The sequence below is a fragment of the Anabaena sp. CCY 0017 genome, assembly GCF_963920885.1.
Lineage (GTDB): Bacteria > Cyanobacteriota > Cyanobacteriia > Cyanobacteriales > Nostocaceae > Nodularia.
The window spans coordinates 93041-105670 of record NZ_CAWUDG010000004.1; the positions used below are offsets into that span (position 1 = coordinate 93041).

10 protein-coding genes and 1 tRNA gene are annotated in these 12630 nt (G+C 41.5%); 7 read left to right on the forward strand and 4 right to left on the reverse strand.

Features of this window, described 5'->3' with window-relative positions:
• Positions 1 to 179: 179 nt before the first annotated feature.
• Positions 180 to 704, forward strand: coding sequence for a DUF937 domain-containing protein (locus ACM0OW_RS06775; RefSeq protein ID WP_414549271.1), 525 nt, complete (start codon positions 180 to 182; stop codon positions 702 to 704).
• 56 nt (positions 705 to 760) lie between these two features.
• On the forward strand, positions 761 to 1963 hold the full coding sequence (locus tag ACM0OW_RS06780) for a glutathione S-transferase family protein (protein ID WP_414549272.1): 1203 nt from the start codon (positions 761 to 763) through the stop codon (positions 1961 to 1963).
• Here ACM0OW_RS06780 and ACM0OW_RS06785 read toward each other — a convergent pair.
• Positions 1960 to 3147, reverse strand: a complete 1188-nt coding sequence (locus ACM0OW_RS06785) for a type I restriction endonuclease (protein ID WP_414549273.1) — start codon at positions 3145 to 3147, stop codon at positions 1960 to 1962. The two genes, ACM0OW_RS06780 and ACM0OW_RS06785, sit on opposite strands and share 4 nt — an antisense overlap.
• A gap of 221 nt (positions 3148 to 3368) precedes the next feature.
• A complete protein-coding gene (locus ACM0OW_RS06790) occupies positions 3369 to 5750 on the reverse strand; it encodes a phosphoketolase (protein ID WP_414549274.1) in 2382 nt (793 codons plus the stop codon).
• Between the two features lie 598 nt (positions 5751 to 6348).
• Between ACM0OW_RS06790 and uvrA the strand changes: the two genes are divergently transcribed.
• Positions 6349 to 9237 (forward strand): excinuclease ABC subunit UvrA, encoded by a 2889-nt coding sequence (gene uvrA, locus ACM0OW_RS06795; RefSeq protein WP_414549481.1) that lies wholly within the window; start codon positions 6349 to 6351, stop codon positions 9235 to 9237.
• A gap of 163 nt (positions 9238 to 9400) precedes the next feature.
• On the opposite strand, the gene ACM0OW_RS06800 is transcribed toward uvrA, so the two are convergent.
• Positions 9401 to 9853 (reverse strand): GFA family protein, encoded by a 453-nt coding sequence (locus ACM0OW_RS06800; RefSeq protein WP_414549275.1) that lies wholly within the window; start codon positions 9851 to 9853, stop codon positions 9401 to 9403.
• Positions 9854 to 9947: 94 nt separating this feature from the next.
• Here ACM0OW_RS06800 and ACM0OW_RS06805 point away from each other — a divergent pair, with 94 nt between their 5' ends.
• From ACM0OW_RS06805 to ACM0OW_RS06820, 4 genes are all read left to right on the forward strand, one after another.
• Positions 9948 to 10364 carry a hypothetical protein gene (locus ACM0OW_RS06805; protein ID WP_414549276.1) on the forward strand — a complete coding sequence of 139 codons (417 nt, stop codon included), beginning with the start codon at positions 9948 to 9950 and terminating at the stop codon, positions 10362 to 10364.
• A gap of 86 nt (positions 10365 to 10450) precedes the next feature.
• A tRNA-Met gene (locus ACM0OW_RS06810) sits at positions 10451 to 10524 on the forward strand.
• Positions 10525 to 10677: 153 nt separating this feature from the next.
• Positions 10678 to 10890 (forward strand): Arm DNA-binding domain-containing protein, encoded by a 213-nt coding sequence (locus ACM0OW_RS06815; protein WP_414549277.1) that lies wholly within the window; start codon positions 10678 to 10680, stop codon positions 10888 to 10890.
• Positions 10891 to 10916: 26 nt separating this feature from the next.
• A complete protein-coding gene (locus ACM0OW_RS06820; RefSeq protein WP_414549278.1) occupies positions 10917 to 11708 on the forward strand; it encodes an SDR family NAD(P)-dependent oxidoreductase in 792 nt (263 codons plus the stop codon).
• Between the two features lie 58 nt (positions 11709 to 11766).
• On the opposite strand, the gene ACM0OW_RS06825 is transcribed toward ACM0OW_RS06820, so the two are convergent.
• Complete coding sequence (locus tag ACM0OW_RS06825; protein WP_414549279.1) at positions 11767 to 12585, reverse strand: DNA adenine methylase; 819 nt, start codon at positions 12583 to 12585, stop codon at positions 11767 to 11769.
• Positions 12586 to 12630: the final 45 nt, after the last annotated feature.

Here is a 12630-nt window from a genome sequence, read left to right on the forward strand (position 1 = left end):
TCTGTCTCCTTTACTAATATGCCCTATACGAAGTCTGCTGTAACTTTTTTACGCAAAATTTTTATATATTAAGGCAGAAGTATTGAATGTTAAGATTTTGAGGATATTGCCCAAGTTGTGCATTGGACAGCGACAGCTGTTTTACACTCAAGGAATCAGAACATCAGGAGAAAATGATTATGGGTCTGTTTGATACAATTATCGGTGCTGTGAGCAATCCCAATCAACAAGCTAGTTTAGGTCAACTCGGCAGTATTATTAACACTGTTAATCAGCTGAGTAATGCCACTGGTACAAATCCTTCAACCATACAATCGGTTGTTGGTGTAGTAGGTAACCATGTACGTTCTGCTTTACAACAGAAGCAAGCCTCAGACGGTAATGAAGCAACCCAAGCATTGGTTAATCAATATGCTGGGACTTCTTCTAACCCTCAAGCCGTCAGTTCCCTGTTTCCCCCTCAAATCCAACAGCAGGTAGCACAGATAGCTTCTCAACATACAGGATTAGATGCTGGTACAATTATGCAATTGTTACCTGTGATTGTGCCTATAGTATTAAATTTATTGCAATCTGGTGCTAATACCCAAAATCCCCAAACTAGTGGAAATTCTGTATTAAATTCTTTCTTGGATGCCAACGGGGATGGCGATGTCAATGTTGCCGACGCTATTCAATTATTTAGTAAATATGTTGGCAAGTAGTCGGGAAAATTGTAGAGTCAAGAAAAGTCCTAAGTATTGACCTACTCAACTCACCCATGACTACCGCACCCTTAAGCTGGCAAGAACTAGAAACCCTCACAGACTATCAAATAGATACTGTTAATGGTCTCACCAATGCTAGAGCCAGGTTACGCTTGTTTGGTCAGCCCGAATCTGATGTGCGGGTAACGTTGTACCGCGATAATCACGCCTGGTGTCCTTACTGTCAAAAAGTTTGGTTATGGCTAGAGGAAAAACAGATCCCCTACCGCATCGAAAAAGTGACAATGTTCTGCTATGGGGAAAAAGAAAGTTGGTACAAACGTAAAGTTCCATCAGGAATGCTCCCTGCGGTTGAGCTAGATGGACGAATTATTAAAGAAAGCGATGATATTTTGCTCGCTTTGGAACAGGTTTTTGGTCCATTGAGCCAAGGGATGGAAGACCGCAGGGTGCTGCCTCTACGTCAATTAGAACGACTTTTATTTAGAGCTTGGTGCTTTTGGCTGTGTTCTAAAGCCGCTTCCTCTCAACAAGAACAACGCCACCGAGAACAATTTATCACAGTGGTGGCTAAGGTCGAGGATGCTCTAAGTCGCACCCCAAGCCCTTACTTTCTGGATAGCTTCGGTATTGTTGATGTGATTTTTACGCCATATCTGGAACGGATGAATGCGAGCCTTTACTACTACAAAGGCTACTCCCTGCGAGAGGAAAACCCTCGCTTAAACGCATGGTTTGCGGCAATGGAAAGCCGACCTACCTACCGTGGTACTCAGAGCGACTTTCACACCCACGCACATGATTTACCGCCCCAGATGGGGGGCTGTTGGGAAAACGGCGAAACTCAGATGCTTCTCAATAAAACGCGGGTGGATAATGGTCCCTGGTTTGGGCTACCAGATGTGACTTATCCAGAACCCGAAAACTCCCGCCTGGAAGCTCTTCAACGAACTATCAAACATCGCATCAATATTATCCGAGTCAACCCCTTAGATGATCAATTGTTTGATCAAGCGCTACGTTGTGCTTTAACTCAGATGATGACCAATGAAGACTGTTTACCTCCATCGGGATCTGATGTTGCTCTACGATATTTGCGCGATCGCATTAATGTACCACGAGATATGTCCATCTACGCAGCCAAGCGATTGCGGGAATCCCTGGAAAAAACCGCAGCCCTTGTAGGTAATGGGCAGCCAGCACCCATTCCCACTCAGCATCGACGAGATCAAGACCCGTCTAACTTTGTAAATTAATGTTTAGCAGCTTCGAGTTCATAAGACCTAATCAGAACCGTTCTGAGCCTATCTAAATCATCAACGGAAGAAATGGTTATTTTTGACCATGCTTCCCCTGTAGGTGATACTACTTCTTGGACTACGAAATCTGAAGCTAAAGTTTTAACTTCATCTATACCTAGTCTGGCAATAAAAGTCTTCTTGGTTGAAGATAGAGACAATCGTAAAAACCACCAGTTGGATTTACCAAGGTGAATACCAAAATAATTTACTGTATCCCTATACTGAATTTCAAATTTATAGCTTTGAGATGATTTAAGAATTATTTGTACTTTTTCAAAAGCTGCTAATTCTTCTTCCGTTGTAATTATTCTTGCTTTTTCTTCTTCGTCGCTGTCTACTTCTTCCGCCTTTATATCTGCTTCATCAGTATGATTAATATTAATAGATTCAACGGACTGTGCCATTTCTTGATTCAGAGAACGGGTCATTAATTCTACTAAACTACCTTGAATAGATTTTTTGATAATAGGTTTGAATTTTTCAATCACCTTACCAGTAATTCGACCTTGAATTTCATAACCAGGGGCTACAGTACCAAGTTCACTAACTAAAAAGCGTACAAATCCTTCGGATGGAAAACGTAATACATTCCCAATAAGTTGAGTTATAGCTTTTACATATATCATCTCTTCAGCATGGTTAGTAATAGCTTCAACATCAAAGTTATTACGGTGAAAAAATTTGAGGTTTTCAATGTCTTTAGTTTCATACTCAAGAATATTAAAAATGAAAAATGGCTCCTTATCCATGACATTTTTATCACGTAAATCCGTAAAGAATCGATAATCGATTCCGTTAGTAACTATAGCAACTTTTGTTGTTATCAGCCCATTGAAATAACGACTTAATTGACCATCATGTGCTTCAGCTTTTTGACCATAGGCTTTTGCCTCTACGAACATGACTATAGAACCATTTATAGCTAAAGCATAATCTACCTTTTCAAACTGTCCTGCTTTTTTGATGGCAAAATCTGCTATATATTCTGGTATTACTTCACTAGGGTCATAAACATCGTAACCAAGAGCGCTCAAAAAAGGAACGATTAGCGCCATCTTAGTTGCTTCTTCACCAGAAACATTATCAATTCGCTTACGTACTTGTTCAGACAATTTAGTAATATCTTCAGCAAATCCCATACACGCAAACCTTAATATAGTTAAAACTTACTATTTTGTGTAAGTCATTATACAAGATAACAGCATGGTTTAGCACTAACAAAAAATTAGCCGTTGTGTCACATCAAAATTTTGTCTACGAGTTATAAACACAAAGATCCCCGACTTCTTGAAGAAGTCGGGGATCTGATTCGCTAAGTCAAAAAATTAATGAAATCCTAAAAATGGTTTAATGTCAACCATTAATAAGGCCATTTCCAATCACGAATATCCGGCATATCTTCACCGCGTTCCTGAATGTAGTGCTTATGTTCAATTAGCTTATCTTCTAACATCTGTTTCACATAAGCAGCTTTAGAACCTAATTGTGGTACGCGATCAATTACGTCCATTACTAGGTGAAAGCGATCTAGATCATTCAGCACAACCATATCAAAGGGAGTAGTGGTAGTTCCTTCTTCTTTATAACCACGCACGTGCAAGTTATTGTGGTTAGTGTGGCGATAAGTTAGACGATGAATCAGCCAAGGATAACCATGAAAAGCAAAGATGATTGGTTTGTCTTTGGTAAAGATGGTATCAAATTCTTTACTGCTTAAACCGTGGGGATGCTCACTTTGAGGCTGTAGTTTCATTAAATTGACTATGTTCACTACCCGCACCTTTAACTCTGGGAAGTGTTGGCGGAGAATATCCACGGCTGCTAAGGTTTCTAAAGTGGGAACGTCCCCAGCACAAGCCATGACTACATCTGTTTCGCTACCTTTATCGTTACTAGCCCATTCCCAAATACTCAGGCCTTTGGTGCAGTGCTTGATAGCTGCATCCATATCTAGGTATTGTAATGATGGCTGCTTACCTGCGACAATGACATTGACATAGTGGCGACTTCTCAAGCAATGGTCTGTGACTGATAGCAGAGTGTTAGCATCGGGGGGTAGATATACGCGAATAATCTCGGCTTTCTTGTTAAGTACATGATCAATAAAACCAGGGTCTTGGTGAGAGAAACCGTTGTGGTCTTGTCGCCAAACGTGTGAAGTGAGTAGGTAGTTGAGAGAAGCAATGGGTCGCCGCCAAGGAATATCATTGGTAGTTTTTAACCATTTGGCGTGCTGGTTAAACATCGAATCAATGATGTGGATAAAGGCCTCATAGCAGGAGAAAAATCCATGACGACCTGTAAGTAGGTAGCCTTCTAACCAGCCTTGACAATTAGTTTCACTGAGAACCTCCATCACCCGACCGTTAGGGGAAAGGTTTTCGTCTTCTGGGAGGATGTCGGCTACCCAAGTCCGGTCTGTAACTTCCAGCACCGCACTGAGGCGATTTGATGCGGTTTCGTCGGGGCCAAAGATGCGAAAGTTACTACTTTCTTCGTTGAGTTGCATCACATCCCGCAGAAACTCTCCGGTGACTTTGGTAGCTTCAGCATAGGTTGTGGCTGGGTGGCTAACATCAACAGCGTAGTCTGGGAAATCGGGCATTTTTAAATCCCGCAGCAGCGCACCGCCGTTGGTGTGGGGATTGTCGCCCATGCGTCGATGTCCGAGGGGCGCTAGTTCTGCTAGTTCGGGAATGAGTGTTCCGTTAGCATCGAAGAGTTCTTCTGGTTTGTAACTCCGCATCCAGTCTTCGAGTAATTTCAGGTTTTCTGGGTGTCCGGTGACACTACCAAATGGGACTTGATGCGATCGCCAGTAACCTTCGGTTTTTTTGCCATTAACTTCCTTCGGACCTGTCCAACCTTTGGGGGTTCTGAGGATAATCATCGGCCACTGGGGACGCTTGCTGAAACCATGTACACGGGCTTCTCTCTGGATGCTTTGAATTTCGGCGATCGCAATATCTAAAGTTGCGGCCATTTGCTGGTGAACATCGGAGGGTTCAACACCTTCGACAAAATAAGGTTTGTAACCATAACCTAAAAAGAGGTTTTCCAATTCTGCATAACTCAACCTTGCTAGTAACGTGGGGTTAGCAATTTTATAGCCATTCAGGTGTAATATCGGCAGGACTGCACCATCATGCACAGGATTGAGAAATTTGTTAGAATGCCAACTTGTAGCTAAAGCCCCGGTTTCTGCTTCGCCATCACCGACAACAGCCGCCACAATTAAGTCTGGGTTATCAAAAGCTGCACCATAAGCATGAACAAGAGCATAACCTAGTTCACCGCCTTCATGAATTGAACCAGGGGTTTCTGGTGCTACATGGCTAGGAATACCACCAGGGAAAGAGAACTGTTTAAAGAGTTTCTTCATTCCCTCAGCATCCTGGGAAATGTTGGGATAGTATTCGCTGTAAGTACCTTCTAGGTAAGTATTAGCTACCAGTCCAGGGCCGCCATGACCAGGGCCTGCAATGTAGATTGTGTTGAGGTCGTACTTTTTAATTACCCGATTCAGGTGAACATAGATAAAATTCAGCCCTGGTGTGGTTCCCCAATGTCCCAAAAGTCGAGGTTTAATGTGTTCTGGCCTTAACGGTTCTCGTAACAGGGGATTGTCGAATAAATATATTTGCCCAACTGAAAGATAGTTAGCCGCACGCCAGTAAGCGTTGATTTTATGCAGTTCTTCATCTGCTAAAGGCTTGGTTTGTGGGGTACTTGTTAAAGTCATATCCAACTCCATTACAAAATTATTTTGATAAATTCTTTAGTCTGCAACTTTAGTGGTTTGTGGTCAGCAGGTCATCTAACTCACGATAAAGTTTTCCAGTTGCGGATGGAAAATTAGGCAGAATTATTCACCAATTCGATTTGATTTGTTTGGTCAGCGAACTTCTAATTGGGAAGACGGGATAGATTTTTACTGAGCCTTATTCAAAATTAAGGTAATAATTTTTAACTTTCTATGTTGTCTCCATGAAAGGTTAACAGATTTAGTATGATATTGAAAGGTTTTTAATATTCATTTTAAATTTGCTTTAATCTCTCTATTAACATATAGAAGATTCTCTGGTGTTAGCTTGAATTTTTCCTATGGTTCCAACTATAAGTATGCCTTTTGGGAGATGTTAATTATCAGATGGAAATTTTGCATTTGACTTATGTAAATTAATTTGGTCAACAAAGAAAACTGATCTTCGGATATTGCCCTACACTTATGGGTATAATTACGACCCAAAGAAAACAGTACGGCTGTTCTACTAGAACCGTAATAAAGATAGTATTATGAAGGATTGTTTCAAGCCGCCTCTTACTATCACCAAGCCGATATGTCAGATAAAAAGCTAGCCCCATCCTTAAATGGACATCTTCCTCATTCTCACCACAACAGCCAGAATACCATTCGGATTCGGGGTGCTAGGCAGCATAATCTGAAGAATATTGACTTGGAATTACCGCGCGATCGCCTGATTGTATTTACTGGTGTTTCTGGTTCGGGTAAGTCTTCTTTAGCCTTTGATACCATTTTCGCCGAAGGTCAAAGGCGTTATGTAGAGTCCCTCAGCGCCTACGCGCGGCAATTTTTAGGTCAATTAGATAAACCGGATGTGGAAGCCATTGAAGGCTTAAGTCCGGCGATTTCCATCGATCAAAAGTCTACTTCCCATAACCCCCGTTCGACGGTGGGGACGGTGACGGAAATTTACGATTACTTGCGGCTATTGTTTGGTCGCGCTGGTGAACCCCATTGTCCGATATGCGATCGCTCGATTGCACCCCAGACAATTGATGAGATGTGCGATCGCATTTCCGATTTACCAGATAGGACTAAGTTCCAAATTCTTGCGCCTGTTGTCAGAGGTAAAAAGGGAACTCACCGCAAGCTGATATCTAGTCTCGCTTCTCAGGGTTTTGTGCGGGTGCGTGTGGATGGAGAAGTGCGGGAACTGTCAGACTCGATTGAATTAGATAAAAATATTACCCATACTATCGAAGTTGTTATCGACCGCTTGGTTAAAAAAGCTGGTATTCAAGAGCGTTTGGTGGATTCTCTGTCTACGTGCTTAAAACAGTCTGCTGGAATTGCTACCATTCTTGTGAGTGTGACATCTGATAGCGGCGAAGATAAAGAAGAAGAATTAGTATTTTCGGAAAACTTTGCTTGTCCGGTTCACGGGGCGGTGATGGAAGAGTTATCGCCACGCCTGTTTTCCTTTAACTCGCCTTATGGTGCTTGTCCCCATTGTCATGGTATCGGGACATTAAAGACATTTACGCCTGATTTGATTGTACCAGACCCGGAAGCACCAATTTATGCGGCGATCGCTCCTTGGTCAGAAAAAGATAATTCTTATTATTTGGAATTGCTTTATAGTGTGGGACAGGCGACTGGGTTTGAGTTACAAGCTAAGTGGAATCAGCTAACAGTAGAACAGCAGCAGACTGTCATGTATGGGGAGAAGGAAGAAGGAACCACAGCAGCCCAAAGAAAGCAGAGTTTTAAGGGTGTGATTCCAATTTTGCAACGTCAATATGAGGGTGGGACGGAGTTAGTTAAGCAGAAGTTAGAGCAATATTTAGTTGATCAACCCTGTGAAGTTTGCGGCGGAAAACGTTTAAAACCGGAAGCTTTAGCGGTACGGTTGGGACAATATGGAATTTTAGATTTAACTGGAGTTTCGATTCGGGATTGTCGGGAAAGAGTTGATCAGTTAGAATTGAGCGATCGCCAAATTCAAATTGCCGATTTAGTATTAAGAGAAATTAAAGCTAGATTGCAATTTTTGTTAGATGTTGGTTTAGATTATCTTACTCTAGATCGTCCCGCGATGACCCTTTCTGGTGGAGAAGCCCAACGCATTCGTTTAGCAACACAAATTGGCTCTGGTTTAACTGGAGTGCTTTACGTTTTAGATGAACCAAGTATTGGTTTACATCAACGAGATAATGGACGGTTACTCAAAACTTTAACTAAATTACGGGATTTAGGTAATACTTTAATCGTAGTTGAGCATGATGAAGAAACCATCCGTGCCGCCAATTATATCGTTGATATTGGACCCGGTGCAGGAATCCACGGTGGAAATATTATTTCCCAAGGAAGTTTAGAATCTTTATTAGCAGCAGAAGATTCTTTAACGGGGGCTTATTTATCTGGAAGAAGAGTAATTTCTACACCAGAGGAACGTCGCAAAGGAAACGGACGCAGTTTAGGAATTAAAAATGCCCATCGCAATAATTTAAGAAATATCGATGTCGAAATTCCTTTAGGTAAACTCGTCGCTGTAACTGGTGTTTCTGGTTCTGGGAAATCTACTCTAATTAACGAATTACTTTATCCCTCATTACAACATCATTTAACAAAAAAAGTTCCTTTACCAAGACACTTACAGGAAATTCAGGGATTAAATGCAGTTGATAAAGCTATCGTTATTGACCAATCGCCCATAGGACGGACACCACGTTCTAATCCTGCAACTTATACGGGTATTTTCGATGCAATTCGGGATGTATTTTCGCAAACAGTGGAAGCAAAAGCTAGGGGATATAGACCCGGACAATTTTCTTTTAATGTCAAAGGTGGACGTTGTGAAGCTTGTAGCGGACAGGGTGTAAATGTCATTGAAATGAATTTTCTCCCCGATGTTTATGTACAATGCGAAGTTTGCAAAGGTGCGAGATATAACCGAGAAACTTTGCAGGTGAAATACAAAGATAAGTCTATTTCTGATGTTTTGAATATGACGGTTGAGGAGAGTTTAGAATTTTTCCAAAACATTCCTAAAGCCGTAACTCGGTTGCAAACTTTATATGATGTCGGTTTGGGTTACGTCAAATTGGGACAACCTGCAACTACCTTATCTGGTGGTGAAGCACAACGGGTAAAATTAGCCACAGAATTATCTCGCCGGGCGACAGGTAAGACGCTTTATTTAATAGATGAACCAACTACAGGTTTATCTTTTTACGATGTCCATAAATTGTTGGATGTGTTGCAAAGGTTAGTAGATAAAGGTAATTCAATTTTAGTGATTGAACACAATTTAGACGTGATTCGTTGCGCTGATTGGGTGATTGATTTGGGGCCTGAAGGTGGCGATAAAGGGGGAGCAATTATTGCTGTGGGGACACCGGAGGAAGTTGCTAAAAATCCTCGTTCTTATACTGGACAATATTTGCAGCAGGTATTGAAGCAGTATGCGGTGGGGAGGAAGTAGGAGTTAGGTTCACGCAAAGGCGCATCAGCGAAGCGTTCGCGTAGCGTGCCGTAGGCTCTAGCACGAAGTGCGTTAGGTGCAAAGGTGGAAAGGGTGGAAAGAGAAATTCTTCAGAATCTACGGTAATCTCTGACAAAAACGAAAGAGTAACCTGAAAAATTTATTAATCCTGTTGTTCCCATTTCTTCCACAAGGGAAGTATATCCTCTGGTTGCCCATCGTAGTTAAGCAATTTGTCTGAGATTATCACCCACGGCTGGGCGCTGCGTGTCCAAAGATTGCCAACTGGATGTAACCAGCTTGTATCATCTAGGGTTCCCGCTTTGATGTTGATTGTATTTGGGCTGTAAGTCCTCTCATGAAATAATCGCGTTCCGCAGTCACCGCAGAACAGGTTTTTGACTTCACGTCCGCTATCAGCTTTGCGAATCCAAGCTTTTGGTTGTCCTTGAATAATCACCACAGCATCTCGTGGTACAGTCAGTGACATACCGAAGGCACTAGAGGATTGTTTTTGACACTCTTTACAGTGGCACACGTAAATAGTTAAGGCTTGGGAACGGATTTCGTAACGAATCTGTCCACATTGACAACCCCCAGTATATGGAAGATTCACAAATTTTGTCTCCTTAAGAATTACCTATAACTCTGTATATAGGAAACACCAGGAAATAAGTTATCCCATTTTCATACAATACCAGGATTTGAATATGAAACTGAATTTAAGTCATGGCGTTTTAGTAGTAAAACTGGCATTATTAGGATTAATGCCACTTGCAGCAAATGCTCAAACTAATAGCTTCCAATATCCGCAGCCGAATCGACAAGGTGACTATACATCAATTCTCAGCAAGTTTCAGAATGGGAAAAAATCTGATCATCTTGTATGGAATGTTGCAGCTAGCAAGCTTAATTGTCGGGCGCAAGCTGGAGTGAATTACCGTGTGGTGCGATCGCTTTCCAAAGCTAATAATGTTGATATCGTGGGTAATCCGACAATTTATCGAGATAAACAAGGTTTACCGTGGCTGTATGTTGCCAAACAAGGCAGTGCAGAAGATACAAAGATTCGCTGTTTTGTGCGCGCCCATACTGAGTTTATTAAACCAATCCCTTATTCTTTTTAGCTCCTCCAGGGGCTGAAAAAATTAATCTCTCAAAATACTAGCCATAGCAAAACCTATATGCTATGATGACAAAGTATCGAACGTAAGGCTCAGTAGCTCAGTTGGTTAGAGTACGGGACTCATAAGCCTGGGGTCGTCAGTTCAAATCTGACCTGAGCCATTTTAAGATAAAGCTATATAAGAGTTTCAGCTCCTAGTCATTAATAGTCATAGGGTGCTGAATACTATCTTTAACACTACTTTGACTATTTTTTGACTAAGCTCTGCAAACCTTATAGTCAATGAAATTTGGAATTGAAACCATTAAAGGTATATGGGATTAAGATTACCTAGAGCCTTGTTTAGTGGTAATCAGAAATATTTATCTTTGAATCTAGCTGACACTGCTGAGAATCTACTCGTTGCAGAAATGAAATCAAAGCAGATAGAGCTAGATATCATAGCTGGCTATTTTGACGTTACTCTGGCTAAATACAAGCCTAAAGACGTTCATTATTTAAGAACACCATCATTTCATATACAATAAGTTGAATACAACAAGTTGAATAGATTATGAAGGATTGGCGAAAGCATCTAAACACCCGATATGGTCCTTGGGCTGTTGTTACAGGGGCATCATCTGGAATCGGTTATGAGATGGCACTGCGGTTAGCTGAGGCAGGGCTAAATCTCATTTTGGTGGCGCGAAGTCAAAAAGTCCTCGAACAAATGGCAGCAGACTTACCTGCTCGGTATGGAATTGAGGTGCAGGCAATCGAAATGGATTTGGGGAACGAAACGAGCCTAGAAAGACTTGTTGCAAAGACCACTCATTTAGATATTGGTTTACTGGTTGCATCGGCAGGTTTTGGTACGTCAGGATTATTTATCAATTCCCAGCTTGAGCAAGAAATAGAAATGCTGAACGTCAACTGTCGTGCGCTCTTGGGAGTGTGTTGGCACTTCGGTAAGCAGTTTGCCAGACAAGGACGTGGAGGTATGGTGTTGATGAGTTCAATCGTCGGGTTTCAAGGAATGCCCTTTGCGGCTCATTATGCGGCTACTAAAGCATACGTTCACACGCTGGCTGAAGCACTGTATGTGGAACTTACACCAATGGGTGTTGATGTGATTGCGTCTGCACCGGGACCTACTCAGAGCGGTTTTGCAGCTCGAGCGGGCATGAAAATGGGTAAGGCATTAAGTGCCAGAGAAGTTGCTCGATCAACTTTGAATGCCTTGGGTCAAAAGTCGGTGGTGCTACCCGGACTGTTATCCAAAGTGCTGACTTATTCCTTAGTTCCCTTACCTCGGTGGGTGCGGGTGCGGATTATGGGCAGTGTAATGAGGAGCATGACAAAGTAAGCAAATTTTTTTAGCTTGGAACGACTTTTGCAGCAAACCCTAATTGGGGAGATTAATACTACTGCGAAATGTGAATATAATTACTGATGAATAACTCTTTACCTTTGGCGGCATTATCCTGTTTGTAGTTATTCATGCCATACTGCAATTCCCACTCCCAGAGATGAAAGTCGGTGAAATTTTCTCTGATTTGGGGTGAGTCATCATAAGTTATTAACCATTGATGATGACATTCTCTCAGCAATTCCGCAAATCTTTGATGCTCAAATGTTGTGTGTAAATCTCCATCTTTACCATACAATCTGGATTTAGTCGCAGCAAAATAAGGTGGATCTAAAAATATAAATACATTTTTCCCATCTGGTTTTAATAGTTCGCTATAATCCAAGTTAGTAATTTTGACATCATCTGTTAAGATTTCTGCTAATTTCTCTAGTCGGTTTATTGAGGAGTAAGTAAAGCGTTTCTGAAAAGCTTGCTCAGAAAAACCTCCAGATTCTACAGTACCAGAAAATGTAATTCTATTGAGAACAAAAAAGCGTACTGCTCTATCAAAATCAGATAATGTTTGAGTATCTATAGTGGTTAATTCTTTAAATAGGATTTTACCATCTGTATATTTATCTTTAACACGGCGGATTTCTTCGACTAGCTGCGGTAGATGAGATTGAGTGTATTTCCAAAATAGAAATAATTCGCGGTTTAAATCGTTTATCCAGATTTTGAGATGAGGAAATTTTTGCTTTAAGTAAATAAAGACGGAACCACCACCTACAAAAGGTTCTCGAAATTCAGAAAAGCTATCTGGTAAGTTTTCGGCTATTTGCTTAATAGCTCTTGACTTCCCACCTGGGTATCGTAATGGGCTTTTTATCATGGAGGAACGAACCGCAAAGGACGCGTTGGCGCTAGCCTCTCCCCT

What these genes read in the sequence shown, in the direction of transcription:
- ACM0OW_RS06775 (WP_414549271.1), top strand. Translation starts at nt 180, where the DNA reads ATGGGTCTGTTTGATACAATTATCGGTGCTGTGAGCAATCCCAATCAA.
- ACM0OW_RS06780 (WP_414549272.1), top strand. Translation starts at nt 761, where the DNA reads ATGACTACCGCACCCTTAAGCTGGCAAGAACTAGAAACCCTCACAGAC.
- ACM0OW_RS06785 (WP_414549273.1), bottom strand. Translation starts at nt 3,147, where the DNA reads ATGGGATTTGCTGAAGATATTACTAAATTGTCTGAACAAGTACGTAAG.
- ACM0OW_RS06790 (WP_414549274.1), bottom strand. Translation starts at nt 5,750, where the DNA reads ATGACTTTAACAAGTACCCCACAAACCAAGCCTTTAGCAGATGAAGAA.
- uvrA (WP_414549481.1), top strand. Translation starts at nt 6,349, where the DNA reads ATGTCAGATAAAAAGCTAGCCCCATCCTTAAATGGACATCTTCCTCAT.
- ACM0OW_RS06805 (WP_414549276.1), top strand. Translation starts at nt 9,948, where the DNA reads ATGAAACTGAATTTAAGTCATGGCGTTTTAGTAGTAAAACTGGCATTA.
- ACM0OW_RS06815 (WP_414549277.1), top strand. Translation starts at nt 10,678, where the DNA reads ATGGGATTAAGATTACCTAGAGCCTTGTTTAGTGGTAATCAGAAATAT.
- ACM0OW_RS06820 (WP_414549278.1), top strand. Translation starts at nt 10,917, where the DNA reads ATGAAGGATTGGCGAAAGCATCTAAACACCCGATATGGTCCTTGGGCT.
- ACM0OW_RS06825 (WP_414549279.1), bottom strand. Translation starts at nt 12,585, where the DNA reads ATGATAAAAAGCCCATTACGATACCCAGGTGGGAAGTCAAGAGCTATT.